Genomic DNA, 25,815 nt, shown 5'->3' on the forward strand with positions numbered 1-25,815 from the left:
TTGATCTCGCTTTCGTCAGTACCGGATCACTTCGGCAGCGCCTTGATTTCCTTGTCCCACTTGGTCAGCAGGCGGACGCGCTCGGCCGAGGAGCCGTATTTGACGAAATCGTAGTTGATCAGCTTCATCTCCGACATTTTCGGCGCCTGCGCCGGGACCGGAGCGTTCTTGTTCGAAGGCACCTGGTAGGACTTGGCGGGGGCGCCGAGCGCCTGGGCCGCCGGCTTCAGGGCCCAGTCATAGAACTTCTTGGCGTTGTCGAGATTGCGCGCGCCCTTGATGATCGACATCGAGCCGATCTCGTAGCCGGTGCCTTCGCAGGGAGCGACCGGCTTGATCGGGTCGCCCTGCACGGCGAACACCACGGCGTCGTGGATGAAGACGATGCCGACCGCGGTCTCGCCGAGGCTCGCCGCCTTGGCGGGGGCGGCGCCCGATTTCGTGTACTGGCTGATGTTCTTGTGCAGGGCCCTGAGATAGTCGAAGCCCTTGTCCTCGCCCATCAGCTGCACCACCGTCGCGAGCAGCGTATAGGCCGTGCCCGAGGAGTTCGGGTCGGCGACCTGGACGTCGTCCTTCAGCTTGGGATCGAGCAGGTCGGCCCAGCATTTCGGCTCGGCGAGGCCCTTGGCCTTGATCTGCTGCGTGTTGAAGCCGTAGCCGAGCGCGCCGGCATAGATGCCGACCGTGCGCTTCTTGGCGGCGTCCCATTGTGAGATCGCCCAGGGATGCAGGTCCTTGTTGACCGGCGATTCGTATTCGAGGGTCAGGCCCTCCTCGGCTGCCTGGAGATGCGGGTCGCCCGTGCCACCCCACCAGACGTCGCCGCGCGGATTCGAGGCCTCCGCCTTGACCTGCGCATAGACCTCGCCGGCCGATTTGCGGGTCATCGCGACCTTGATGCCGGTTTCCTTCTCGAAGGCACCGCTCATCGCGCGGCACCATTCCTCCTGGACGCCGCAATACATCACCAGCGAGCCCTGCGCGCTGGCCGGTGTCGCCGCGAGCAGCGCGCCGCCGGCGAGCGTCGCCAGGAGCCCCGCCCGGAGCCAGTTGGATTTCTGCATGTCGTCCTCCCCGATGGTTGATTTTTGTTCTTTTGTTCTTGCAGCGATACTGATGGTTCGCGGGAAAAGATCAATCACCCTTGCGCCGGCAAATGATCCCGGTGATCCGTTCCAACTCGGCCGAGAGGCCGGGTGTGCAGCAGAGGATCGGGTTGCCGGTGCGGATGCCGTCGCCGGCGAAGAAGTCGTTGAGATCGGCGCCGGCTTCGGCGGCGATCGCCATGGCGGCCGCGACATCCCAGGCATTGATGTGGTGCTCGGCATAGCCGTCGGTCCGGCCGACCGCGACATGGCAGATGCCGAGCGTGCCGGAGCCGACGCGCCTGACCGAAGCGCCCGCCACCAGCGTCCCCTGCACGGTGGCGAGATAGTCCGCGTGCGGAATCCGGGTCGACCAGCCGATCTCGATGCAGGAATGGGCCATGTTGGTCTGGCCGGAGACCTTGATCGGCTCGCCGTTCAGGGTCGCGCCGCGGCCGCGGCGGCCAACATAGACTTCGTCCAGTGCCGGGGCGCTGACGATGCCGATCTCGGGCAGGCCGTTCAGCAGGAGGCCGATCGAGATGCACCAGTTGCGGTCGCCATGGGCGAAATTGGCGGTGCCGTCGATCGGGTCGATGATCCAGACCGCATCGGCCGCCTCGCCGCCGCCTTCTTCGCCGATCACGGCGTCGCCGGGGAAGAGCACCGCCAGCCGTTCGCGCAGGAAGGCCTCGACCGCGCCGTCGGCGACGGTGAGCCAGTCCTGTTCACCCTTCATGGTGATGCCGAGGCTGTCGCGCTTGTTGAAATAGTCGAGCGCCAGGCGGCTGGCCTCGGCGACGAGGCCGAGGACGGCGAACTGGCGCAGGTCGAGATCGGCAGGCGACATGATCAGATCGTCTCCAGCGCGACGCTGACTGGCTTGCCGGTGCGGCGCGATTCGGTCGCGGCATCGGCCAGGATCTGGGCCTTGAGCCCGTCCTGCCCGGAGGGGGCCGGCTGGCGCCGGTCGCGCACCGCGGAAATGAAGGCGTCGAGCTCGGCACGATAGGCGCCGGCATAGCGCTCGAGGAAGAAGTTCTGCACCGGGTCGGCGCGGAAGCCGGCGCCGGTCGCGATCTCGACCGTGGTCTCGTGGATGTTGCCGGCGCGCAGCATGCCTTGTGAGCCATGCACCTCGATGCGCTGGTCGTAGCCGTAAGTTGCCCGGCGCGAGTTCGAGATCTGGGCGATCTTGCCGCTCGCGGTACGCATCAGCACGGCGGCGGTGTCGACGTCTCCGGCCGCGCCGATAGCCGGGTCGACCAGGGCGGAGCCGAGCGCGAAGACCTCGACCGGTTCCTCGGCCAGCAGGAAGCGCGCCATGTCGAAATCATGGATCATCATGTCGCGGAACAGGCCACCCGAGCGCTTCACATAGTCCACCGGCGGCGGGGAGGGGTCGCGCGAGATCACGCTGACGATCTCGATCGCGCCGGCCTCGCCCATGCGCAGCCGCTTTTCCAGCGCGGCGAAGTTCGGGTCGAAGCGGCGGTTGAAGCCGATCATCAGCGGCTTGCCGGATTTCGCGACGACATCGAGGCAGCGGCGGATGCGGGCGGCGTCGAGATCGACCGGCTTCTCGCAGAACACCGCCTTGCCGGCCGAGACCGCGGCCTCGATCAGATCGGCATGGGTGTCGGTCGGCGTGCAGATCAGCACCGCGTCGATCGAGGAATCGGAGAGGATCGCCTCGGCGCTGGCGACCTTGGCGCCGGAGACGGCGGCGAGCGAGGCCGCGGCGTCATGCGAGGCATCGGCCAGCGCGACCAGGGTGGCATCGCCGCGCGCCGCGACATTCAGCCCGTGAATCCGGCCGATCCTGCCGGCGCCCAAAAGACCAAAACGCATCGTGATCCTGTTTCCCGTCGTCGAGTTGCGGCCGCGCTAGTCGTGCGCGCCGAGAATGGTCTGGTCGAAGTCGATATTGGCGCCGGTCATCAACCCCGACTCCGCCGAAGCCAGATAGGCGACGGCCTTGGCGACCTCGCGCGGATCGATCAGCCGGCCGAAGGGCTGGCCGGCGGCGGCCTTGTCGAGCCAGCCATCCTCGGCGCCATGGCGCAGGCGCATGATCGCGTCCTCGCCCGGCGTCGACATCCAGCCGATATTGAGGCCGTTGACGCGAATCTTGTCGGCGAGCAGCCCGTAGGCGGCGTTTCTCGTCAGCGTCGCGAGCGCGCCCTTCGAGACGCTGTACGCGGCGAGGAAGGGCTGCCCGCCATGGGCCGACATCGACTGGATGTTGACGATGGCACCTTGCGTCTTCTCGCGCCGCATCAGCGTCGCGGCGTCCTGGATCAGGAAGAACGGCGCGGTCAGGTTGACCGCCATGATGCGGTCGTAGAGTTCGGGCGAGGTGTCGAAGATGGTGCCACGATCGGTGTCGCCGGCGGCGTTGACCAGAATGTCGAGCCGCCCGAAGGCCTTGTCGGCCGCCGGAACGATCGTCCTGACGGCGGCGAGATCGGCGAGGTCGACGCTGTGGAAGCGGGCATCGCAGCCGCCGGAGCGCAGGCTCTGCGCCACAGCTTCGCCACGCTCGCGGTTACGGCCGGTGAGGATCAGGCCGGCGGTGCCGCGTTCTGCGAGTTCGCGCGCGATCGCTTCGCCCAGCCCTTGAGTAGCGCCGGTGACGACAGCCACCTTGCCTGCCAGATTGCGGCTGAAATCCCGTGCTTCCGACAACTGGCGCCTGCTCCCCAAATCCGAAATTTCGGCACAGATTTTTTGTTCTGCTTGACTAGTGGAACAAATATTTCAATCTTCGCCCCCGCAAGTCAAGGCCGCCGCAGAGCCGGCCGGACGCGATTGGAGCCCCATGTCCGCAGAGCTTCAGCAGGGAACGCCAAGGCCGGATTTCGAGGGCTTCGTCGCATTGCTGCGCGAGCGTGCCCCGCTCCTGCCACGGCGGCTGCGCCAGGTCGCCGACCATGCTCTGGCCCATCCCGATGACATGGCGTTGAACACCGCTTCGCAGATCGCGCAGAAGGCCGGCGTCCAGCCCTCGACCCTGGTCCGCTTCGCCCAGGCGCTGGGCTATTCCGGCTTCAGCGAATTGCAGCAGGTCTTTCGCACCAGGCTGCGCCAGCAATTGCCCGACCATCGCGAGCGGCTCGTAGCTTTGCGCGAGGGCGGGGCGGCCGGGCCCGGCATGGCCGCGGCGCTGCTCGACGGCTTCGTCCATGCCGGCGAGGCCTCGCTGAAGCGATTGAGGCGCGGACTCGACGCCGCTCTGGTCGAGCGGGCAACCGACATGCTCGCCGAGGCTCGCACCATCGTGCTCGTCGGCGCGCGCCGCATGTTCCCGGTCGTCGCCTATCTCGCCTATGCCTTCGGCAAGCTCGGCATCCGCGCCGTGCTGGTCGACAATGTCGCGTCGCTGGGGGCCGAGCAGGCTGCGATGGCCCGGCCGGGGGACGTGATGTTCGCGGTGAGCTGCGCGCCCTACACCCCGGCGACGATCGAGATGGCGGCGGTGGCCAAGGCTGCCGGTGTCCCGGTCATCGTCCTGACCGACAACGCGCTCAGCCCGCTGGCGGCGCATTGCGATCTCTGCCTCGAAGTCAGCGAGGCCGATTATGGTGCCTTCCGCTCGATGGCCGCGACCTTCGCGCTTGCGATGACGCTTGCCGTCGGCACTGCCGAGAAAGTCCGCGACGATGCCTGAACCCGTGCTCGATCTCGTCAGCATCGGCCGCTCCTCGGTCGACCTCTACGGCCAGCAGATCGGCGGCCGGCTCGAGGACATGGCGAGCTTCTCCAAGGCGGTCGGCGGCTGCCCGACCAACATTGCCATCGGCACCGCCAGGCTCGGGCTGAAATCGGCGGTGATCACCCGCGTCGGCGACGAGCAGATGGGCCGCTTCATCCTCGAGCAGCTGCAGCGCGAGGGCGTCGAGACCAGCGGCGTCGTCGTCGATCCCAAGCGGCTGACCTCGCTGGTGATCCTCGGCGTGCGCGACGAGAAGACTTTTCCGCTGATCTTCTACCGCACCGACTGCGCCGATGCGGCGCTCGACGAGAGCGAGATCGACGAGGATTTCATCGCCTCGGCGAAAGCGGTCGTGGTCACCGGCACGCATTTCGCGATCCCCAACGCTGCCAAGGCGCAGAAGAAGGCGATCGCACTCGCCCGCAAGCATGGCCGCAAGGTCGTGTTCGATGTCGACTACCGGCCCAATCTCTGGGGCCTCGCCGGCCATGCCGCGGGCGAAGAGCGCTATATCCGCTCGGACAACGTGACACAGCATCTCCAGGCGATCCTGCCGGACTGCGATCTGATCGTCGGCACGGAAGAGGAACTGCATGCCGCCGGCGGCTCGGAGGATACGCTCGCCGCGATCCACAACATCCGGGCGCTGAGCCGGGCGACCATCGTCTGCAAGCGCGGCCCGATGGGGTGTGTGGTTTTCCCCGGAGCCATCCCAGAATCAATCGAGGACGGCATCAAGGGCCCGGGCTTTCCGGTCGAGGTCTACAATGTGCTGGGAGCGGGCGACGCCTTCATGTCCGGCTTCCTGCGCGGCTGGCTCCGCGACGAGCCGGTCGAGACCTGCTGCAAATGGGCCAACGCCTGCGGCGCCTTCGCCGTCTCGCGCCTGCTCTGCTCGCCGGAGAGCCCGACCTTCGCCGAACTGCAGTTCTTCCTGAAACATGGCTCGCCGCATCGGGCACTGCGCCATGACGTTGCGATCAACCATGTCCATTGGGCGACGACCCGGCGGCCGCAGGCCGAAACGCTGATGGCACTTGCCATCGACCACCGCGCCCAGGTCGAGGCGATGGCGGACGAGGCCGGTGTACCGCGCGAGCGCATTCCTGCCTTCAAGCGGCTTGCGGTCGATGCCGCGGCGCGGGTCGCCAAGGGCGCGCCGGGCTTCGGTATGCTGCTCGATGGTCGCTATGGCCGCGAGGCGCTGTTCCGCGCCGGCGATCACGGTTTCTGGATCGCCCGGCCGCTCGAGGTGCCGGGCTCGCGGCCGCTGCGCCTGGAGACGGATGCGGACGGCTCGCTGGGCGCGGCCTTGAACGAATGGCCGGTCGATCACATCGCCAAGGTGCTGGCCTTCTACCACCCCGATGACGATGCGGCGCTGAAGGCTGGGCAGGAGGCGACCCTCAAGCGCGTCGCGCTTGCCTGCCGGCAGGTCGGCCGCGAGCTGCTGGTCGAGATCATCTGCTCGAAGAACGGGCCGGTCGGCGACGACACCATGGCGAGCGTCATGCGCCGGCTCTACGAGATCGGCATCAAGCCGGACTGGTGGAAGCTGGAAGGCCAGCCGAGCGCGGCGGCCTGGGCTGCGGTCGATGCCGCGATTGCAGAGAACGACCCCTATTGCCGCGGCGTCGTGCTGCTCGGCCTCGATGCGCCGGCCGCCGAGCTGGAAGCCGCTTTCCGGCTGGCCAAGGGCGCGAGCACGGTGAAGGGTTTTGCCGTCGGCCGGACGATCTTCGGCGATGCGGCGCGCGGCTGGCTCGCCGGCAAGCTCGAGGACGAGGCGGCGACCGCGATGATGGCCGAGCGCTTCGGCCAGTTGGTCGGCGCCTGGCAGCGCGGCTGAGGAGAACGGCGATGGCCACGATCAGGCTCACCATGGCGCAGGCGCTCGTCGCGGCGATTGCGGCGCAGAAGACACGCGTCGGCGGCCGCACGCTGCCGCTCTTCGCCGGCGTCTGGGCGATTTTCGGCCATGGCAATGTCGCCGGGCTCGGCGAGGCGCTGCATGGCGCCCGCGACATCCTGCCGACGCTGCGCGCCCATAACGAGCAGGCGATGGCGCACGCCGCGATCGCCTTCGCCAAGGCCTCGCGCCGGCGCCGGATGATGGCGGTGACGAGCTCGATCGGCCCCGGCGCAACCAATATGGTGACGGCGGCGGCGGTCGCCCATGTCAACCGCCTGCCGCTGCTCCTGCTGCCGGGCGACGTCTTCGCTGGGCGCCGGCCCGACCCGGTGCTGCAGCAGATCGAGGACTTTGGCGACGGCACCGTCTCCGCCAATGACTGCTTCCGCCCGGTCTCGCGCTATTTCGACCGGATCACCCGGCCGGAGCAGCTGATCCCTGCCTTCGAACGGGCGATGCAGGTGCTGACTGATCCGTCCGACTGCGGCCCGGTGACCTTGGCTCTTTGCCAGGATGTGCAGACTGAGGCTTACGACTATCCGGAGAGCTTCTTCGCCGAGCGGATCTGGCAGCCGCGCCGGGTGCGTCCCGACGAGCAGGAGCTGGCACAGGCGGTCGCGCTGCTGAAGGGCGCCCGGCGCCCGCTGGTCGTCACCGGCGGCGGCGCGCTCTATAGCGAGGCCGAGGGCGAGCTCGCCCGCTTCTGCCTTACGCACGGTATCCCGAGCGCGGAGACGCAGGCCGGGAAAAGCGCCCTGCCGCATGACCATCCGCTCAATCTCGGCGCGATCGGCGTCACCGGTACCGGCGCCGCCAACGATGCCGCGAAGACAGCGGATGTCGTGCTCGCCGTCGGCACGCGCCTGCAGGATTTCACGACGGGGTCGCGTGCGCTGTTCGCCGATCCGGACTGCAGGATCATCGGCCTGAACACTCAAGGATTCGATGCCGGCAAGCACGGTGCGCAGCCGCTCCTTGCCGATGCCAGGGCGGGGCTTGCCGAGCTGGAGGCGGCGCTGACGGGCTGGCGGGCGCCGTCTGACTGGACGACGCAGGTGCAGGCCTCGCGCGATACATGGCTCGCGACCGCTGCCCGCTATACAGCCGCCGGCAATGCGGCGCTGCCGAGCGATGCGCAGGTGATCGGCGCGGTGCAGCGCAAGAGTCGGGCGAGCGATGTCGTGCTCTGTGCGGCGGGCGGCCTGCCCGGTGAACTGCACAAGCTCTGGCAAGCCGGCGCGCCGGGTGGCTACCACATGGAATACGGCTATTCCTGCATGGGCTACGAGATCGCCGGCGGCCTCGGGGCCAAGCTCGCCGACCCGGCCCGCGAGGTCGTCGTCATGGTCGGCGACGGCTCCTACCTGATGATGAATTCCGAGATCGCGACCTCGGTCATGCTCGGGATCAAGCTCACCATCGTCGTGCTCGACAACCGGGGGTTTGGCTGCATCAACCGCCTGCAGAACGCGACCGGCGGCGCCTCCTTCAACAACCTGCTGCGCGATGCCCGCCATGAGGTGCTTCCGGAGGTCGACTTCGCCGCCCATGCCGGCGCGATGGGCGCGATCTCCCGCAAGGTCGCGAGCCTGGCTGAGCTGGAAACCGCACTCGCGGAGGCCCGCGGCCACGATCGGACCAGCGTGATTGTCATCGACACCGACCCGCTGATCTCGACCGATGCCGGCGGGCACTGGTGGGAGGTCGCGGTGCCCGAGGTTTCTGTGCGCGACGAGGTCAAGGCGGCGCGCCAGCGCTATGACGGCGCGCTCGCCGCGCGCGACAACTGAGTCAAAGAGGATGACATGTCTATCCGTATCGGCGCCAATCCCATCGGCTGGTCGAATGATGATTTGCAGGAGATCGGCGGCGCGACCTCGCTCGAGACCTGCCTGGCCGAGGCTCGGGAGGCCGGCTTCGTCGGCATGGAGCTCGGCCACAAGTTTCCGCGTGAGCCCAAGGCCCTGAAGGCTGCGCTCGCGCCCTTCGGCATGGCCTGCATCTCCGGCTGGTATTCGGCGGAGCTGCTGAAGCGCGATGCCGAGGAGGAGATGAAGCATCTGCGACCGCATCTCGATCTGCTCAAGGCGATGGGCTCGAACGTGCTGGTCTTCGCCGAGACCTCGAATGCGATCCATGGCGACCGCAGCAAGCCCTTGTCGCAGCGCCCGGTGATGGAGGCGGGCGACTGGGCGCAGTTCGGAGCGCGGATCACCGAGGTCGCCGAGCGAACGCTCGCCGAGGGCGTCAGGCTGGTCTACCACCACCATATGGGCACGATCGTCGAGAGCGAGGCCGATATCGACGCCTTCATGGCGGCGACCGGCGAGGCCGCGCATCTGCTGCTCGACACCGGCCACGCGACCTGGGGCGGGGCCGATCCGGTCAAGCTGGCGCGGCGCTATCGCGCCCGCATCAGCCATGTCCACGCCAAGGACGTCCGTAAGTCTGTGATGGAGCAGGCGAGGGCGGAAGACTGGAGTTTCCTCGACGCGATCCTCGGCAAGGGCGCCGATCTCGGGGTCTACACCGTGCCGGGCGACGGCATGGTCGACTACCCTGCAGTGTTCAAGGCGCTGCCCGGCTATTCCGGCTGGGTTGTCGTCGAGGCCGAGCAGGACCCCGAAAAAGCCCATCCATTGACCTATGCCAAGAAGGGCGTCGCCCATCTCGAGGCGAGCCTGAAGGAGGCCGGGCTCGTTTGAGCCCGGGATCGCCATGTCGAAGTTGCTGGTGAAACCGCAGGTCCCCGATGCCGATGGGCGCATCCATGAGATCACGCCGGAGACGGCGGGTTGGGGCCATGTCGGCTTCGCCGTCCACCGCCTTGCCGACGGTCAGACCCTGTCGCGCGAGACCGGCGAGCGGGAGCATTGCCTCGTCCTGCTCTCGGGCAAGGTGGCGGCCCGTGCCGATGGTCAGGATTTCGGAGTAATGGGCGGTCGGGCTTCGCCCTTCGAGGCCGATCCCTGGTCGCTCTATGTGCCTGCCGGCTCCGCCTGGAGCGTTGCCGCACGTGGGCCGTGCGAACTCGCGATCTGTTCGGCGCCGGGGATCGTCGGCCAGCGCCCGCCGCGCCTGATCGCGCCCGCCGATGTCGGCTGCCTGACGCGCGGCCAGGGCAGCAATGTCCGCCATGTCCGCAACATCCTCCCCGAAACCGAAGCCGCCGACGGGCTGCTCGTGGTCGAGGTGATCACCCCGGCCGGCAACTGGTCGAGCTATCCGCCGCACAAGCATGACGAGGACCGGCTGCCTGACGAATCGCAGCTGGAGGAAACCTATTACCACCGGCTGAACCCGCCGCAGGGCTTCGGCTTCCAGCGCGTCTATACCGATGACCGCTCGCTCGACGAGACCATGAGCTTCGAGAATGGCGATGTCGTGCTGGTGCCGAAGGGCTATCATCCCGTCGGCGCGCCGCATGGCTACGATCTCTATTATCTCAATGTGATGGCCGGCCCGAAGCGGATCTGGAAGTTCGCCAACGATCCCGCCCATGATTGGCTGATGCCGCGCTAGGCACGGCGGGTCGTCGGTCGCCTGCGCACGCGGTCGACCTTGCCTCGTCATCCCGGCGCTGCGCCGCTTCGCGGCTTGTCCGGGATGACGGGAGGAATGCCGCGAGCCTGAATCAAAATCTGCGAAAGGCGCTTCAGGTCTTTGAGCTGGAAGGGTCTTTCTGACTTCCGCCACCCGCGGTTGAAACCCTGCCTCAGAGATCGACCAGCACCCAGAGCACGACGGCGTCTGTCGGACCCGAAGAGGTCCAGGTGTGCTCGGTGCTCGCGTCGTAATAGACCGAATCGCCCTTGTTGAGCTCGAGCGGCTCATAGAGCGCGCTGTGCACGATCAGCGTGCCTTCCATCACCATCACGAAGATCTCGGCCTCCGACTTGGCCCAGGCCGGATAATCGTCCGGCGAGCGTGCCGTCACCGTGGTCAGGATCGGCGTCGCGCGCTTGTTCTTGAGGTCGGCGCACAGCAGCATGTTGTTGCAGGTCACCGTCGCATGGCGGCTTCCGGCGCCGGCCCGCGTCACGCTGCGCCGGCCGCGGAAGGCGCCAGGATCGTTGTCCTGGTCGTTGAGCAGGGAGACCAGCTCGATGCCGAGCCCCTGCGCGATGCGCTGCATCGTCGAGATGGTCGGCGAAAGCTCGTTGCGCTCGATCTTCGAGAACGCCGAGGAAGAGACGCCGGTCAGCCGGCTCGCATCCTGCAAGGTCAGCCCGCGGCGCTTGCGCACCTTCAGCAGCCGCGCGCCGATGTCGAGATGCCCCCGCGCGTCCTCGGAATCGTGATCGACCGGGCGGCCTGCGCCGCGGGCCGTGTCGTCCCGGTCGAGCGACGAGATTTCCGGCATCCTGATCTCCCTGGCGCAGCCGGAAGGCTGCAATGCCTCCGGCCCGGACTCTCATAGCGGGCAGCATAGGGCATGGAAAGCGCTTGATCCATAATGCTCCACAAATTGTCGGATAGTGGATTTTTATATCTTAGTATTGACATCGGTCGAATGGTGGATGAGCGTTGGATTGGCTGACGAGCCGGCAAACCGCTGCGCGACGCTCCGTCCAGGGCATGCGCCGGCTTGAATCCGGTTGGCAGCTAGACAAGGGAAACGCTTGATGACGCTCACGAAAGACCAGTTGAACGGCCTCTACACGGCCATCGTCACCCCGCTCGCCGAGGATGGGTCTGTCGACGTCAAGGCCCTGAAGAAGCTGGTGCGCTTTCAGCTCGACGCTGGCGCGGCCGGCATCGTGCCGATCGGCGGCACGGGCGAGTATCCTGCCTTCTCTCGTGACGAGCGCCGCACCATCGTTGCGACCTGCGTCGAGGCCGCCGATGGCAAGCCGGTGATCCCGGGTGTGCTCTCGACCGGTTTCGAGGACGCTCTGGAAGCCGGCCGCGACTTCGCGGCGGCGGGCGCCGCCGCGGTGATGACGGTCACCCCCTATTATGCGCCCGGCACCCAGGACGGCATGCGCGCCTATTTCCGGCGCTACCGGGACTCGCTCGACCTGCCGGTCATGCTCTACCAGATCCCGCGCCGCACCACCGTCTCCGCCTTCGCCGACACGGTACAGGCGATGGCCGAGGACGGCTCGATCATCGGCATGAAGTACTCGTCCTATGACATGCCGGACTATATCCGCACGGTGAAGTACGCCGGCGACAAGATCGCGATCCTCAGCGGCGAGGAGCCCCTGTTCGCGACCCATGTCGCACTCGGCGCCCGTGGCGGCGTCCTGGCTTCGGCGACGATCTATCCGAAGATCTGGATCGAGATCTTCGAGCTCGCCAAGCAGGGCAAGCTGAACGAGGCGCTGAAGCTCCAGGACAAGATCGATCCGGTCATCGATTCGATCTATGTCGAGACCAATCCCGGCCCGCTGAAGCGCTACATGGCGCTTGCCGGCATGCCGGTCGGCGGCGTCCGCCTGCCGCTGCAGGGCCCGAGCGCCGAGACGATCGCCAAGCTCGAGACCGCCGCCAAACAGGCGAAATCGGTCAGCCTCGCCTGAACGAAGGGAACCGCATCGTGCTCGATCGGCTGCGCGATATCGTTGGCGACAAGGGGCTCATCGCCGATCCCGGCGAGATGGCCCCCTGGCTGACCGATTGGCGCGAGCGGCGCCAGGGCAGGGCGCTCTGCGTCGTTGCCCCGGCCTCCACCGCCGAGGTCGCAGCCGTTATGCGGCTCTGCGCCGAGCACGGCCAGCCGGTCTTCCCGGTCGGCGGCAATACGGGGCTGTGCTTCGGTGCGGTGCCCGAGAGTGGTCGCGCCGAGAAGCCCGGAATCGTCCTGTCGCTGCGCCGGATGAACAAGATCCGCGCCATCGACCGGGCCGGCAATGTCGCGACCGTCGATGCCGGTGTGGTGCTCGGCGACCTGCATACGGCGGCAGCCAACGCCGGACGCCAGTTCCCGCTCCATCTCGGCAGCGAGGGCAGTGCCCAGATCGGCGGGCTGATCTCGACCAATGCCGGCGGGACGGGCGTCGTCCGCTACGGGCCGATGCGCGATCTCGTCGCCGGGCTGGAGGTCGTCCTTGCCGATGGCCGCGTGCTCGACGATCTCGCGGCCCTGCGCAAGGACAATACCGGCTATATGCTTCGGCACCTGTTCATCGGTGCCGAAGGAACGCTCGGCATCATCACCGGCGCGGCGCTGCGGCTGCACCCGCAGACCCCGAACACCGCCCACGCCTGGGTTTCGGTGGCCGATCCAGCCGCTGCGGTCGCTCTTCTCGCCGCCATGCAGGATCGGGCAGGCAGCGCGATCCAGGCCTTCGAACTGGTCTCCGCCTCGCAGTTCGAGCTTGTGGTTCGCCATGTCGAGCGCATCCGCATTCCCTTCGACGCCATTCCGGCCTGGTCGGTGCTGATCGAGCTCGGCAGCGAGGATGGATCGACCGACCTTGGCGCCATTCTCGAAGAGGTCCTCGGCGACTGCCTGGAAAAGGGCACGGTGGTCGATGCCGTCGTCGCCGCCTCGCAGCAGCAGGCTGACGAGTTCTGGCATGTCCGCCACTCGGTCTCCGAGGCCAACAAGAAGGAGGGCATCGGCGTCGTCCACGACGTCGCCGTGCGGACCTCCGACGTCGCAGGCTTCATCGCGGCCGCCGATGTGGTTGCCGCCGCGCGCTATCCGCAGGCTGTGACCCAGGTGGTTTGCCATCTCGGCGACGGCAATGTCCACTACATCCTGATGTTCCAGCGCGCCTTCTGGGCGAGCCTGCCGGATACGGAAGCCTTCGCGCTCGAAGTCGAGCAGGCGGTTCATGACGTGGCGGCGCGCTTCCGCGGCACCTTCAGCGCCGAGCACGGCGTCGGCCGCAAGCTGACCGAGGAACTCGAACGCCTCGCCGACCCGCTGCGCTACGAGCTGATGGGCAAGGTCAAGGCGCTGTTCGACCCGCATGAGCTGATGAATCCCGGTGTCCTGCTTCCGGCCAAGGCCGGGTGAGGGCGCTGCAAGAAAATCCGCCAGCGCTTCCCTCGGGGCGCGGGACGGCCTACCCGCCGAGACAAGCGGGATCGCGCTCCATCGACCATGGAGCATGTTTTCAATCGGGAGAGACGACATGACGACACGCAGGGATCTCGCCGGGCTGCTCGGCGCCGGCGCGGTTGCGGCAACGGCGCTGACGCTGGCTTCGAAGGAAGCCAGCGCGCAGGCGGCCACCACCAATACCTTCGAGCGCATCCTCAGCTCGAAGAAGCTCCGGATGGGCGCTGTCGCCGCCGGCCAGCCCTGGACCTTCAAGGACCGGGCGACCGGCAAATGGGGCGGGCAGTTCGTCGACATCGGCACCGCGCTCGCTGCCGACATGGATGTGCAGCTGGAGATCGTCGAGACCACCTGGGGCAACGCCGTCCTCGACATCCAGGCCGACAAGATCGACATCATGTTCGGCATGAACCTGACGCCGAAGCGCGCCCTGGTCGTCGACTACACCTCCACGGTCTATGACAGCGCGCTCGTCGTCATCGCCCGTCCCGGCTTCGAGCCGAAGAACTGGGCCGATCTCAACGACCCCAAGATCAAGATTTCGGTCGATGTCGGCTCGGCGCACGACCATGTCGCCGCCCGGCTCTGCCCGAAGGCGCAGATCGTGCGCTTCAAGTCGCTGGAGGAGGCGACGCTCGCGCTCCGTAGCGGCCGCGTCGACGCTCAGAGCATCTTCTGGATGGGCGGCGTGCGCGCCGTGAAGCGCGACCCCGGGCTCGGCAAGGTCATCGTGCCGCAGCCGATGTTCGGCTCGACCTCGAACGCCATCGTGCGCCGCGAGACCGACAAGACCTGGCGCGACTTCGCCTCGGCCTGGATCACCTATTCGCGCGGCCTCGGCCTGATCCGCGAGGCGGTGGTGAACAGCCTCGCCCAGGTCGACCTGACGCTGGATGACATCCCGCCGGGCGTCACCTTCTGAGTGTGGGACAGGGTCTCCGGCTTCGCGCCGGAGACCCTCTTGCGGTTTCACCGGTTCCTGCGGCCTGGTCGCCGGGCAGGCTTGCGAAAGGGAAAAGATGTATACGTGGCGTTTCGATGCCGTCTGGGGCTATCGCGACCTGTTCCTGACCGGAACCGCGGTGACGGTCGGTCTTACCATTGCAGTCGTCCTGCTCGGCCTCGTCGTCGGGCTGATCGCCGGTCTCGCGCAATTGTCGCGCTCGCCGGCGCTGCGCTGGCTGTCCTGGCTCTATATCGAGATGTTCCGGCTGACGCCGCTGCTCGTGCTGCTGCTCTGGTTCTACTACGCGCTGCCGATGCTGACGGGCATCAAGATCGACGCGCTGACGGCGGCGGTCGTGACGCTCTCGCTCTATGGCGGCTCGTTCTATGCCGAGGTCATTCGCGGCGGCATCGTCTCGATCGAGACCGGGCAGAGCGAGGCGGGGCTCGCGCTCGGCATGACCCCCGGCAAGGTGATGCGCCGCATCGTTCTGCCGCAGGCGATCAAGCGGATGATCCCGCCGCTGATGAACCAGTCGATCATCCAGTTCAAGAACACTTCGCTGGTTTCGGTACTGGCGGTGCCGGACCTGCTCTACCAGGGCCAGATCGTCGCCATGGAGACCTATCGCGCCCTCGAGGTCTACACCGTGATCGCCGCGATCTACTTCGTAGTCCTGCTGCCGGCGACCGTGATCGTCAAGCGCGCCGAGAAGCGCCTGTCGCAGAGCAATTGAGGCAGAGATGACCACCAGCAAGATCGAAATCTCGGGCCTGCGCAAACAGTTCGGCGACCTCGTCGTCCTGCGTGACATCAACCTCAAGGTGGAAGCCGGCGCGGTCATCGCGCTGATCGGGCCCTCGGGCTCCGGCAAATCCACCTTGTTGCGTTGCATGAACCTGCTCGTCGTCCCGGAAGGCGGACGTATCCGCATCGGCGACGACGTCTTCGCCTTCGACGGCGGCGCCAAGCTGCCAGGCGTGCGCGAACAGGCGCGCTTCCGCTCCAACACCGGCATGGTGTTCCAGCACTTCAACCTGTTCCCGCACATGACGGTTCTCCAGAACGTCATGGAGGGTCCGCTCTCGGTGAAGAACATGCCGAAGGCGGAGGCTGACGCGCTCGCCCGGCGGCTGCTCGACAAGGTCGGCCTCAGCGACAAGGTCGATGTCTTCCCGAACAAGCTCTCCGGCGGACAGAAGCAGCGTGTCGCCATCGCCCGCGCGCTGGCGATGGAGCCCTCGGTCATGCTCTTCGACGAGGCGACCTCGGCACTCGACCCGGAGCTCGTCGGCGAGGTGCTGAACGTCATGCGCGCGCTTGCGGCCGAAGGCATGACGATGATCATCGTCACCCACGAGATCGGCTTCGCCCGCGAGGTCGCCGACCGCCTCGTCTTCATGCGCGACGGGGTGATCGTCGAGGAAGGGCCGGCCCGTGAGGTCATCGACAGCCCGAAGGAAGAAGCGACCCGCGCCTTCCTCAGCCACTTCCACAATCGCGGCTGAGCCCTGAGGGCAGGACGATGACGGCTTCTTCCGGCTCGCATGTCGCCGTCATCGGGGGCGGCATCGTCGGCCTCGCCGCTGCGCTGGAAATCCAGCGCTCCGGCCATCAGGTGACCCTGATCGAGCCCGAGGAGCCGGGCGGCCGGCAGGCGGCCTCCTATGGCAATGGCTGCTGGCTCAACCCCGGCGCGATCATGCCGATCTCGCTGCCCGGCCTTTGGCGCAAGGTGCCGGGTTTCCTGCTCGATCCGACTGGCCCCTTTGTCATTCGCTGGCGTGATCTGCCCGGTCTCGCCGGCTGGCTGCTCGATTTCGTGCTGGCTGGCCGCAACTGGGATCTGGTCGAGGCCTGCGCGCGCACCCGTTTCGAGCTGTGCAGGACTGCCGTCGACGAGCATCTTGCGCTCGCCGAGGAGGCCGGCGTTCCCGAGCTGATCCGGCGGGAAGGCGTCATGTACGTCTATCTCGACCGCTCGGAATTCCTCGCCGAGGAACGCGTCTGGCGGATGCGCCGCGCATTGGGCGTTCCCTTCAGCGAGGTCGGGGAAGAGGAGCTGCGCCGGATCCAGCCGGAGCTGGCGCCGCGCTATCGTTTCGGTGCCCGGCTCGATGGCGGCGCCTACGTCGTCGACCCCGGCGCCTATTGCCGCGCGCTGGAGCAACTTCTCCTGCGTCGGGGTGGCAAACGCATCGTCGCGCGCGCCACGGGCTTCGAATTCGCGGCGGGGCAGCTCAGCGCGGTGCGGTCGCAGGCCGGGCCGATCTCCTGCGACAAGGCGGTGATCGCCGCCGGCATCGGCTCCCGCGAGCTGGCCCGTCAGGCAGGCGACCGCGTCAAGCTGATCTCCGAACGCGGCTACCATGTCGTGCTGCAAGAGCCGGGCTTCGACATCCCTTGCGGCCTGATGCCGTCCGACGGCCTGATGGCGGTGGTCGCGACCCGTCAGGGGCTAAGGCTCGCCGGACAGGTCGAGCTCGCCTCGGTCTCGGCCGCGCCGGACTGGCGCCGCACCGAGATCCTGCTCGGTTTCGCCCGCAAAATGTTCCCGCAGCTGAAGATCGACGAGGCCAGGCTCGACCGCTGGATGGGCCACCGTCCCTCGACGCCGGACGGTCTGCCCTGCATTGGCGCCTCCTCTGGCAGCCCCGATATCTTCCATTGCTTCGGACATGCCCATACGGGATTGATCCAGGCGCCGACTTCGGCCCGCCTGGTTGCGGCGCTGCTCGACGGCCGCGCGCCGCCCTTCGATCCGGCGCCATTCTCGGCAGGAAGGTTTCGTTGATGAGCGACGATCTGCTCTATCTTTCTCGGCGCGAGGTTCGCGGGCTCGGCATCTCGCCCGGCGAGGTCCGCGAATCCGTGCTCCAGGCTTTCCGCGACCATGCTGCCGGGCTGAACCGAAGCTTGCCGAAGAAGTCGCTCGATCTCGGCCCGGGCCACGGCTTCCAGGCGATGTCCGCCGCCTCCGAGCCGGAGGCGATCGCCACGGTGAAATGGGTGTCGATGGCGCCGGTCGCGCCGGGCAGCACGGCGCCCGGCATCAGCGCCCTGATCTGCGTCAACGACTATGCGACCGGCCTGCCCCTTGCTGTGCTGGATGGCGACGAGATCACCCTGATCCGTACCGCCGCAATGTCGGCCGCCGCCGCCTCCTATCTTGCTCCGGCTGAGCCGCTCACGATCGGCTTCGTCGGCTGCGGCCTGCAGGCCCACGCCCATCTCGCCGCCTTCCTCGATCTCTATCCCGGCCTGAAGACGGTGCTGGCGCTGAGCCGCAGCCGGGCCTCTGCCGAGCGCCTTGCAGAGGCCGCTTCAGCGCATGGACTCAAGACCGAGATCCTCGCCGATGCGGACGAACTGCTCGGCCGTTCCGACATCGTCATCTCGATGGTGCCGGGCGCGCCCGGGCTGAAGCCCTTCCTCGACGCCGGCCGGATGCGGGCCTCGTCCTTCGCCTCGGCGGTCGACATCGGCCGCAGCTGGCTCCCCGAGGCGCTGCCGGCCTTCGACTTCCTCGCGACCGACAGCCTGGCGCAGTCGACCGCGCCCTATGACGTCAATTCTCAGCCGGTCGAGACCGTCCGCTTCCAGGACGACCTGATCCAGATCGCGGCGCGCGGCGTCGGACCGGCCGGGCAGGGGCGCCGGATGTTCTGCTTCCGCGGCTTCGCGCTGGCCGATCTCGCTCTGGCCGGACTGGTCGTCCGCAAGGCGCGCGCGGCCGGCGCTGGAACGAGATTGGAACGATGATCCTGACCGGCCTGAACGCCATCCTCAATGTCGAGGATGCGCGGCGCGCTGCCCGCCGGCGCCTGCCGCGCGGACTGTTCGAATATGTCGACCGTGGCGCCGAGGACGAAATCTCGATCGACGGCAACCGGCGCGACCTCGATGCGGTGAAGCTCGCGCCCTCCGTGCTCGTCGATGTCTCGCAGCGCACGCCGGAAGCCGAGGTGCTCGGCCGCCAGCAGCCGTCCCCGCTGGTGATCGCGCCGACGGCCGTCGCCGGCCTGGTCTGGCGCGACGGCGAGATCGCCCTGGCGCGGGCTGCCGCCGCGGCGGGCATCCCGTTCTGCGTCTCGACCCAGTCGATCACCTCGATCGAGCGGATCGCGGCCGAATCCGGGGCCGAACTCTGGTTCCAGCTCTATGTCTGGAAGAATCGCGAGCGGACGCTTGCCCTGCTCGACCGGGCCTGGGCGGCGGGCGCGCGGACGCTGGTGCTGACGGTCGACACCGCGGTCGGCCCCAACCGCGAATACAATCTGCGCAACGGCTTCGGCATCCCGCTCAAGCCCTCGTTGCGCGCCGGGATCGATCTCGCGCTGCATCCGCGCTGGACCTTCGACGTGCTGCTGCGCTCGGTCATCGCCTCCGGCGTGCCGACCTATGCGCACTACCCGGACGAGTTCCGCACCCAGCTCGGCCGCGTCTCGCTCTCCGACGAGATGAGCCTGGCGACCGACGTGACCTGGGAGGATGTCGCGCTGCTGCGGAAGCGCTGGCAGGGCAAGCTCGTGCTCAAGGGCGTGCTGCGCGTCGACGATGCCCGCAAGGCCGCCGAGTACGGCGCCGACGCAATCGTCGTCTCGAACCATGGTGCCCGCAACCTCGATTGCGCGCCGGGGCCGGTCGAGGTGCTGCCCGCCATCGTCGATGCGGTCAGCGACCGCCTTTCCATCCTCGCTGATAGCGGCGTCCGGCGTGGCGCCGACATCGCCCGTTTCCTGGCGCTCGGCGCGTCGGGCGTGCTGATCGGACGGGCGACGCTCTATGGCGTGGCGGTCGCAGGCGAGGCCGGGGCGAGCCGGGTGCTCGACCTGCTGCGCAACGAGCTCTCAATCACCATGGGCATGCTGGGCGCGAGAACGCTCGCCGACCTGCCGGGCTGTCTTGCCCCGTCGAACCGCAGGTAGGGCGGCGCGAGCAGAGGCCTGAACCGGCGCTTCGGCCTGAACCGACCGGCGGCGGCTCACTTTGCGGCGGGAAGGCCGAGCTTCCGGCAGAGTTCCGGCTCGCCGTCCCGCACGAAACTGGCATAGTCGCGCAGATGGACGCCGTCGCTGAAGGCGGCGCGAGGCTCCGGAGCGCGGTCCGCTCCGGCAAAGAGATCTGCATAGACGCAGCGCTGCGGCTCGCATGAACCGGCGAGCAGAGACGAGTAGCGGGTCGCCGCCGACCGCGGAAACAGGACGGCCTCCTTGTCGGCGACCGGCGGGATGGCGATCACGGCGCGGCGGTCGCTCCATGAGGTGCTGAGGCGTTGCCTGAGGCCTCCGAGGCCGGCCTTGAAACTGTTCTCGCCCTTCGCGGTCTCTGGTTCACGCTTCACCCAGATGTCGTTTGTGCCGATCGAAAGCAGGACCGCTTCGGCCTTGTGGGGCGGAGTTATCCTGCGGGCTAGATCGAGAACGTCGCCGACGAGTGCTCCCGACAGGCCGGCATTGACGACTGGCAGGCCGCAGAAGCTGGTCAGGAACAGCCGCTCGGCATGGGAATCGCCCATGACCACGATGTAAGGGCCCCTGACCTGATCGAGCTGGGTCCGTATGGTCTCAAGGCGAAGCTGCCGAAAACCGTCGAAAGGTCGGCGCGCCTCGCTGTTGGCGAGCCAGCCGTGGCCCGCCCAGCCGATCGTGGCTGCGAGCAGCATGAGGGAGGTCACGAGCATCGTCACTCCGACCCGCTTCAGCGTGTCGTGCGACAATGCGGGCCGGCGAGCAGTTGCGGCAGGCAGGCTCATAGCAGATTGGCCAACCCTGCGAGCGAGCCGACGAAGGCGAACATCCGCGACGTGACGGAAGGGCGCTTCTGCTGTGGAGCAGCAATCTGGACTGGGCCTTGTGGTGCATTGAACGAGACCGGGCGCCGCGGTGGCAGCGTCGCGACGACCGGGGATGCCTTGTGCGGCCGCGTCGGCGAAGCGGTCACGACGGCGACTGGCTTGCTGACGGTTGTTGCCACCGCGACGGAAGTGCCCCGCATCGGCTCCGCGGCGAAAGCAACGTTGGTGTGGGGCATCGCCGCCAGTGCCCAATCTGCTCGGGCGAGGTGCGTCTCGAATTTCGGCGGTGCCGAAGCATTGCCCGGCAGTCGGTCGATGATCTTGCCCGTCGCGCTGTGCTGTGCCGCGATCGGATGCCGGTCCGGTGCGGTGGGTGCCTGGACATTGGGCGCGCCGAGCAATGCGGCCGCGATGAAAGGCGAGGCCAGGGCGGTTAGCCGGCGGCGGTTCTGGGCAATTGCGAACATGACTGTCCCATTCGGTTCGCTGGGACAGTCGCGAGGCGGTCGGGCGAAATGCCGGCGCGAATGTTGCCGAGTGTTTCGCGCGTGTTGAAAGTTGTAGGTGCTCCGGTGCTCATGGCTGCGAGGGAGGGGCATGCCGCAGCAGCCTGATCCGGGCGATGAGGCCCCGCGGCAGGTTGTCGTGCAGCGTCAGGTTCCCGCCATGGGCGGCAGCGATGGAATGGGCGATCGCAAGACCGAGGCCGAATCCCTCGGAGTCGATCCGGCCGCGCGCTTCGTCGCCGCGCATGAAGGGCTCTAGCAGGCGCTGACGATCATTTTCCGGGATGCCGGGGCCGTCGTCCGCGACCTCGATCAGCAGGCTTTCAGCCTCTTCGCCCAACCGGATGATGGTTTGCGTTCCATAACGCACGGCGTTTTCGACAAGGTTCGTGACGGCGCGCTCGAGCTGCTGTGCATCGCCGGTCACGACGATCCAGCGTGGGCCGTCATAGTGGATCTCGTGTCCGATATCGCTGAACTCGTCGGATATGGTCTGGAGCAGGCTCGACAGGTCGAAGGCGGCGCGCTTCTCGCGGCGGTTGGCGTCGCGGAGATAGGAAAGCGCGCCCTGGACCATCGTGTCCATGTGCGCGAGATCGCGGGTGAACTGGCCGCGCAGCACGCCGTCCTCGATGAACTCGACCCGCAGCCGCATGCGCGTGATCGGGGTTCGCAGATCGTGGCTGATCGCCGCCAGCATGCGCGTGCGGTCCGCGAACAGCGCGTGGATCCGATCCCTCAGCCTGTTCAGGGCGCGTGAGGCGGTCCGGACCTCGGCGGGGCCTTCCTCCCGCAGCGGCGACGGGTCGCGATCGATCGAGAATTCTTCCGCGGCCGAGGCGAAGCGCGCCAGCGGCGCCGTGATGCCGCGCGAAGCCCAAAGGGTGAGGGCGCCGACATTGAGGCCGACAAGGGCGATGGTGGCGAGCACCAGAACCGAAAGCGGGCGTGGCGGTGGTTCCATGACGCCGGCGGCGATCGTGACCTCGAGGCCAGCTCCGTCCGGAAACCCGATCGCGAACTGCCTCGGGGGCCCGCGCCCATCCGGCTCCGATAGGGGCGTTACCCGAAAGCCGTCGCCCAGGCGTCGGGCAATTCCGCCTCTGTCAGGATCCGGAGCAGCACCCGGCGAGCGCCCGGAGAAGCTCTCGGTGAGCGTGAAGGCAAAGCGCTGATCCGCGCCATTCGCGGTCGCGATCAAGGCCTGGCGTTGCCCAGCCGGCGTCTGCGCCACGAGTTTGCTGATGGTCGCGATGGTTTCGAAGGCCGGCGGGCCCGGCCAGTTGCGTGGGGCTTGCAGGTACAGCGCGATGGCGAGGATCAGGTAGAGCAGGGCGATGACGCCGGCCACCAGCAGAGCGACCTGGGTCCCGATGCGGGCCGGCAGGCGAAACCACCGCCTCATCGCCGTTCGACGGCCGGAGTGAAGAGATAGCCGCCCGAGCGGATGGTCTTGATCATCTCCGGCTCGCGCGGATCGCGTTCGATCTTCTGGCGCAGGCGGCTGATCAGGATGTCGATGCTGCGCTCGAAGGGCGCGGCCGAGCGCCCCTGCGTCAGGTCGAGCAGGATGTCGCGCGAGAGCACGCGCCCCGGCCGCTCGCAGAAGGCCCGCAGCAGATCGAACTCCGCCCCGGTCACGGCGACGCGGATATCGTCGGGATTGCTCAGCTCGCGCTTGCCCGCGTCCAGGGTCCAGCCGTTGAACGCGAACGCGCCCGGAGGGGCGTCCTGCTCAGGTTGCGCGCCTTGCTGCCGGCGCATCACGGCGCGGATTCGGGCCAGCAGCTCGCGCGGATTGAAGGGCTTCCCGAGATAGTCGTCGGCGCCCATTTCCAGGCCGATGATCCTGTCGACGTCCTCGCTGCGGGCGGTCAGCATGATGATCGGGATCGCTGTGCTCTGCCGAAGGCGACGGCAGATCGACAGCCCGTCCTCGCCAGGCAGATTGAGGTCGAGCACGATCAGGTCGAATCGCCCCTCCCGAAGAGCCCGGTCCATCTCGCGGCCGTCATGCACGGCTACGCTGCGCATGCCATTCTGGGACAAGTAGCGCGCGACGAGCGCGCTGATTTCGCGGTCGTCCTCGACGACCAGAATATTCGCCGATGTGTTCACGTCGATTACCAATGCCTCACGCGCCGCAACCATATCGGAGCGGCTTGTCCTCTGCAGCCCGGTGGATAGGCACCTATTGTTTCTGACGTGCCCGGCGAATGTTGCCGGGTCGTTGCAGTTTGTTTCCGGCCGAAACGTCGCCGCTGGCCGGATGGCTGCTCAGAGCTGCGACTCGATCGGCAGCAGTCCGATGACGCTTGCCGCGAGGCGTCGGCCGAGGCCTGCCCCCGGCTCCGAGCGCAGCTTGCGCGGCTGCGCCACCGCGGCATCGTTCCAGACGAGGCTGCTGCCTTCGATCGCGACCTGATAGCTGCAGTTCGGGGAGGTCTGCGAGACGAAGATCGCGCGCATCTGCTCGACCAGCCGAGCGTCGTTGAATATCACCCCCATCTCGGTGTTGAGCGAGGCCGAGCGCGGATCGAAATTGAACGAGCCGACGAAGCCGACCCCGTCATCGACCGTGAACGCCTTGGTGTGCAGGCTCGCGCCGCGCGAACCGAACAGCGAGGGCCCCTCGCGAATGATTTCCGGCCGGAGTTCGTAAAGGGCGACGCCGCTTTCGAGCAGGGGCTTGCGGTATCTCGCATAGGCGCCGTGGACGGCGACCACGTCGGTCGCGGCGAGAGAGTTGGTCAGCACCGAGATCTTCACGCCTCGCCGGGCGAGGGCGGCGAAGGCCGAGGCGCCCTTCCTGCCGGGAATGAAATAGGGCGAGGTGATGTTGAGCTCGTTGCGCGCGGCGGAGAGCGCGCGCAGCAGACGCCCTGCCAGCCAGCCGGTGCCGCGCGGATCCCAGGCTTTCGCCGGCGGGTCGGAGACGACCTCGACCTCGGCGCTCCAGAGCAGGGAGCGGCCGGCCTCGGGCAGCACGTTGGCCTCCTTGCGCTCGGCGAGATTGGTCAGGAAGGGCGCAGCGTTGAGCAGGCGACGCGACGGCCGCCTTGTCTGGCTCGCGAGCTTGCGGCGCAGCTTCGAGCGACTGAGCGAGCAGAGCGGGATCACCGCCGGACTGTTCCAGAAATCGTCGAAGATGCGCTCGGCCTGCGGCACGGCGTCGCCGACCAGCAGAACGTCGAGGTCGTGGAAATTGGCGGTGCGGGAGGCGTCGAAATAGGCATCGCCGATATTGCGCCCGCCGATGATGGCGATCCGGCCATCGGCAATCCAGGCCTTGTTGTGCATCCGCCTTGTCGCCTTGAAAGCGCGCAGCGCCAGCTCGATCCCGCGCCGCAGGGAGCTGGAACGGTTGCGGCTCGGGTTGAACAGGCGGACCTCGATGTTCGGGTGGCGGTCGAGCCCGAGATAGCTTGCATCGTCGCCGCGGGTGTTGATGTCGTCGATTAGCAGGCGCACGCGCACGCCGCGGTCGGCGGCGGCGATCACCTCGCGGGCGAGCAGCCCGCCGGTCAGGTCGTCGAGCCAGTAGTAGTACTGCAGATCGAGGCTGCGTCCGGCATTGCGCGCGGCGAAGGCGCGCACGGCGAAGGCCTGGAGATTGTCTGCGACCAGCAGCAGGCCGCTCTGGTTCGGATGGTCGCGCAGCAGCGGTGCGACAGCACGGTCGAGAGCGGTTTCCTCATCGGAAACGGGCAGCGCCATGGTCGGTGCGCCGCGTGCCCGGCGGCTGAAGCGGCCATAGGAATAGATGGCGGCCAGCGACGAGAGGACGAACAGCGTCACGCCGAACAGCACGATCTCGAAAATGTGCATTTCCTCCTGCCGCTTTACCTCTTCCATCATAACGGGCTATCGCCGATGTCGTTCATTCTTTCGCGAACGACAGAACCTCGCCATGTTTGACGCATTGATCTCCTGCCGCCCTGCTGCGATTGCGGCACGGCAGTTGCTTGCGACCGGCTATGGAGATCGATGAAGTCATGCAGGATACGGAGCATCGCGGCCTGGCCCGGATTCGCCGGCTGCGCCCCGTCCGGATATCGACCTGGAGCCGGGATCGAGCGGGGAAGGCCCATGTCGGCAAGCCGCCGCGCAGCACGGATCTTCTGGTCGCCTCCTACAACATCCATAAGGCTGTCGGCCGCGACCGGCGCTTCGACCCCGAGCGCATCGTCGACGTGATCGACGAGATCGGCGCCGACATCATTGCGCTGCAGGAGGCCGACCAGCGCTTCGGCGAACGCGCCGGGCTGCTCGACCTCGAGGCGCTGAAGCGGCGTACCGGCCTGATCGCGGCGCCGGTGCAGGGCCGCGGCCATGGCTGGCACGGCAATGTCGTGCTGTTCCGCCCCGGCATCGTCACCGCGACGCGCGAGATCGTGCTGCCCGGCGTGGAGCCGCGCGGCGCCCTGATCGTCGATCTGACGCTGCCGGGAGGCGATGTCCGCATCATCGGCGCGCATCTCGGCCTGCTGCGCCATTCGCGTTCGCGCCAGATCGAGACGCTGATCGCCGCCGCCAAGCCGACCGATGGTCGCCCTGTCTTCCTGATGGGTGATTTCAACGAATGGCGCGTCGGACGCCGCTCGGCGCTGCAGGGGCTCGCCCCGAAATTCGGTCCGCTCCAGGCGGCGATCCCGAGCTTTCCGGCGCGTTTCCCATTGTTGGCGCTGGACCGGATCGTCGCCTATCCCGCCGACCTGATCGCCAGCGTCGAGCTGCACGATTCACCGTTGGCGCGTGTCGCCTCGGATCACCTGCCGATCAAGGCCTCGGTGCATCTGCTGTCGGAAGATCGCTCGCCGCATTGAGAGCAGGGGC

The 25,815-nt window shown here is 67.5% G+C and carries 24 protein-coding genes; 14 read left to right on the top strand and 10 right to left on the bottom strand.

Translation table 11 applies throughout. The annotated features are described in order from the left end of the window. Positions 1-26 precede the first annotated feature (26 nt). From AC1REK_RS19565 to AC1REK_RS19580, 4 genes are all read right to left on the bottom strand, one after another. Positions 27-1,067: an ABC transporter substrate-binding protein gene (locus AC1REK_RS19565; RefSeq protein WP_492268775.1), complete on the bottom strand. Its 1,041-nt coding sequence runs from the start codon at positions 1,065-1,067 to the stop codon at positions 27-29. A gap of 70 nt (positions 1,068-1,137) precedes the next feature. Next, positions 1,138-1,938 carry an inositol monophosphatase family protein gene (locus AC1REK_RS19570; RefSeq protein ID WP_492268774.1) on the bottom strand — a complete coding sequence of 267 codons (801 nt, stop codon included), beginning with the start codon at positions 1,936-1,938 and terminating at the stop codon, positions 1,138-1,140. Positions 1,939-1,940: 2 nt separating this feature from the next. Then, positions 1,941-2,939, bottom strand: coding sequence for an inositol 2-dehydrogenase (gene iolG / locus AC1REK_RS19575; RefSeq protein ID WP_492268773.1), 999 nt, complete (start codon positions 2,937-2,939; stop codon positions 1,941-1,943). A 36-nt stretch (positions 2,940-2,975) separates the two neighbouring features. After that, positions 2,976-3,776 carry an SDR family oxidoreductase gene (locus AC1REK_RS19580; RefSeq protein ID WP_492268772.1) on the bottom strand — a complete coding sequence of 267 codons (801 nt, stop codon included), beginning with the start codon at positions 3,774-3,776 and terminating at the stop codon, positions 2,976-2,978. 133 nt (positions 3,777-3,909) lie between these two features. Between AC1REK_RS19580 and AC1REK_RS19585 the strand changes: the two genes are divergently transcribed. The 5 genes from AC1REK_RS19585 to iolB are packed head-to-tail and all read left to right on the top strand — an operon-like array spanning position 3,910 to position 10,237. Beyond that, positions 3,910-4,758, top strand: a complete 849-nt coding sequence (locus AC1REK_RS19585) for a MurR/RpiR family transcriptional regulator (RefSeq protein ID WP_492268771.1) — start codon at positions 3,910-3,912, stop codon at positions 4,756-4,758. Continuing rightward, positions 4,751-6,652, top strand: a complete 1,902-nt coding sequence (locus AC1REK_RS19590) for a bifunctional 5-dehydro-2-deoxygluconokinase/5-dehydro-2-deoxyphosphogluconate aldolase (protein WP_492268770.1) — start codon at positions 4,751-4,753, stop codon at positions 6,650-6,652. The genes AC1REK_RS19585 and AC1REK_RS19590 overlap by 8 nt, the downstream gene beginning before the upstream one ends. An 11-nt stretch (positions 6,653-6,663) precedes the next feature. Then, positions 6,664-8,505, top strand: coding sequence for a 3D-(3,5/4)-trihydroxycyclohexane-1,2-dione acylhydrolase (decyclizing) (gene iolD, locus AC1REK_RS19595; protein ID WP_492268769.1), 1,842 nt, complete (start codon positions 6,664-6,666; stop codon positions 8,503-8,505). 15 nt (positions 8,506-8,520) lie between these two features. Further along, on the top strand, positions 8,521-9,420 hold the full coding sequence (gene iolE, locus AC1REK_RS19600; RefSeq protein WP_492268768.1) for a myo-inosose-2 dehydratase: 900 nt from the start codon (positions 8,521-8,523) through the stop codon (positions 9,418-9,420). A gap of 13 nt (positions 9,421-9,433) precedes the next feature. After that, entirely contained in the window at positions 9,434-10,237 is an 804-nt protein-coding gene (iolB, locus tag AC1REK_RS19605) for a 5-deoxy-glucuronate isomerase (RefSeq protein ID WP_492268767.1), read from the top strand. A gap of 193 nt (positions 10,238-10,430) precedes the next feature. Here the strand turns inward: iolB and AC1REK_RS19610 are convergent, their stop codons facing one another. Next, complete coding sequence (locus AC1REK_RS19610; protein WP_316018065.1) at positions 10,431-11,078, bottom strand: helix-turn-helix domain-containing protein; 648 nt, start codon at positions 11,076-11,078, stop codon at positions 10,431-10,433. Between the two features lie 262 nt (positions 11,079-11,340). Here AC1REK_RS19610 and dapA point away from each other — a divergent pair, with 262 nt between their 5' ends. The 8 genes from dapA to AC1REK_RS19650 all read left to right on the top strand — a co-directional run bounded on the left by dapA (position 11,341) and on the right by AC1REK_RS19650 (position 19,604). After that, complete coding sequence (gene dapA / locus AC1REK_RS19615) at positions 11,341-12,240, top strand: 4-hydroxy-tetrahydrodipicolinate synthase (RefSeq protein ID WP_316018064.1); 900 nt, start codon at positions 11,341-11,343, stop codon at positions 12,238-12,240. A gap of 17 nt (positions 12,241-12,257) precedes the next feature. After that, entirely contained in the window at positions 12,258-13,685 is a 1,428-nt protein-coding gene (locus AC1REK_RS19620; RefSeq protein ID WP_492268766.1) for an FAD-binding oxidoreductase, read from the top strand. Positions 13,686-13,803: 118 nt separating this feature from the next. After that, entirely contained in the window at positions 13,804-14,652 is an 849-nt protein-coding gene (locus tag AC1REK_RS19625) for a transporter substrate-binding domain-containing protein (protein ID WP_316018062.1), read from the top strand. A 97-nt stretch (positions 14,653-14,749) separates the two neighbouring features. Further along, positions 14,750-15,412, top strand: a complete 663-nt coding sequence (locus tag AC1REK_RS19630; RefSeq protein WP_327523537.1) for an amino acid ABC transporter permease — start codon at positions 14,750-14,752, stop codon at positions 15,410-15,412. A 7-nt stretch (positions 15,413-15,419) separates the two neighbouring features. Then, on the top strand, positions 15,420-16,184 hold the full coding sequence (locus tag AC1REK_RS19635) for an amino acid ABC transporter ATP-binding protein (RefSeq protein ID WP_327523536.1): 765 nt from the start codon (positions 15,420-15,422) through the stop codon (positions 16,182-16,184). A gap of 17 nt (positions 16,185-16,201) precedes the next feature. Further along, a complete protein-coding gene (locus AC1REK_RS19640) occupies positions 16,202-17,470 on the top strand; it encodes an NAD(P)/FAD-dependent oxidoreductase (RefSeq protein WP_492268765.1) in 1,269 nt (422 codons plus the stop codon). Continuing rightward, positions 17,470-18,438, top strand: coding sequence for an ornithine cyclodeaminase family protein (locus tag AC1REK_RS19645; RefSeq protein ID WP_492268764.1), 969 nt, complete (start codon positions 17,470-17,472; stop codon positions 18,436-18,438). Before AC1REK_RS19640 ends, AC1REK_RS19645 begins: the two co-directional genes overlap by 1 nt. Further along, positions 18,435-19,604 carry an alpha-hydroxy acid oxidase gene (locus tag AC1REK_RS19650; RefSeq protein WP_492268763.1) on the top strand — a complete coding sequence of 390 codons (1,170 nt, stop codon included), beginning with the start codon at positions 18,435-18,437 and terminating at the stop codon, positions 19,602-19,604. Before AC1REK_RS19645 ends, AC1REK_RS19650 begins: the two co-directional genes overlap by 4 nt. A 56-nt stretch (positions 19,605-19,660) precedes the next feature. Here the strand turns inward: AC1REK_RS19650 and AC1REK_RS19655 are convergent, their stop codons facing one another. From AC1REK_RS19655 to AC1REK_RS19675, 5 genes are all read right to left on the bottom strand, one after another. Then, a complete protein-coding gene (locus AC1REK_RS19655; RefSeq protein ID WP_492268762.1) occupies positions 19,661-20,359 on the bottom strand; it encodes an SGNH/GDSL hydrolase family protein in 699 nt (232 codons plus the stop codon). A 68-nt stretch (positions 20,360-20,427) separates the two neighbouring features. Then, the gene (locus tag AC1REK_RS19660; RefSeq protein WP_492268761.1) at positions 20,428-20,940 is read right to left on the bottom strand and encodes a hypothetical protein; all 513 of its coding nucleotides are present in this window, start codon (positions 20,938-20,940) and stop codon (positions 20,428-20,430) included. A gap of 109 nt (positions 20,941-21,049) precedes the next feature. Further along, on the bottom strand, positions 21,050-22,330 hold the full coding sequence (locus AC1REK_RS19665; protein WP_492268760.1) for an ATP-binding protein: 1,281 nt from the start codon (positions 22,328-22,330) through the stop codon (positions 21,050-21,052). 50 nt (positions 22,331-22,380) lie between these two features. Then, complete coding sequence (locus tag AC1REK_RS19670) at positions 22,381-23,130, bottom strand: response regulator (protein WP_492268759.1); 750 nt, start codon at positions 23,128-23,130, stop codon at positions 22,381-22,383. A 126-nt stretch (positions 23,131-23,256) separates the two neighbouring features. Next, complete coding sequence (locus AC1REK_RS19675) at positions 23,257-24,837, bottom strand: phospholipase D family protein (protein WP_492273815.1); 1,581 nt, start codon at positions 24,835-24,837, stop codon at positions 23,257-23,259. Between the two features lie 137 nt (positions 24,838-24,974). Between AC1REK_RS19675 and AC1REK_RS19680 the strand changes: the two genes are divergently transcribed. Next, positions 24,975-25,805, top strand: coding sequence for an endonuclease/exonuclease/phosphatase family protein (locus tag AC1REK_RS19680; protein WP_492268757.1), 831 nt, complete (start codon positions 24,975-24,977; stop codon positions 25,803-25,805). Positions 25,806-25,815: the final 10 nt, after the last annotated feature.

The sequence above is a fragment of the Allobosea sp. GW823-FHT02B03 genome (assembly GCF_058797755.1).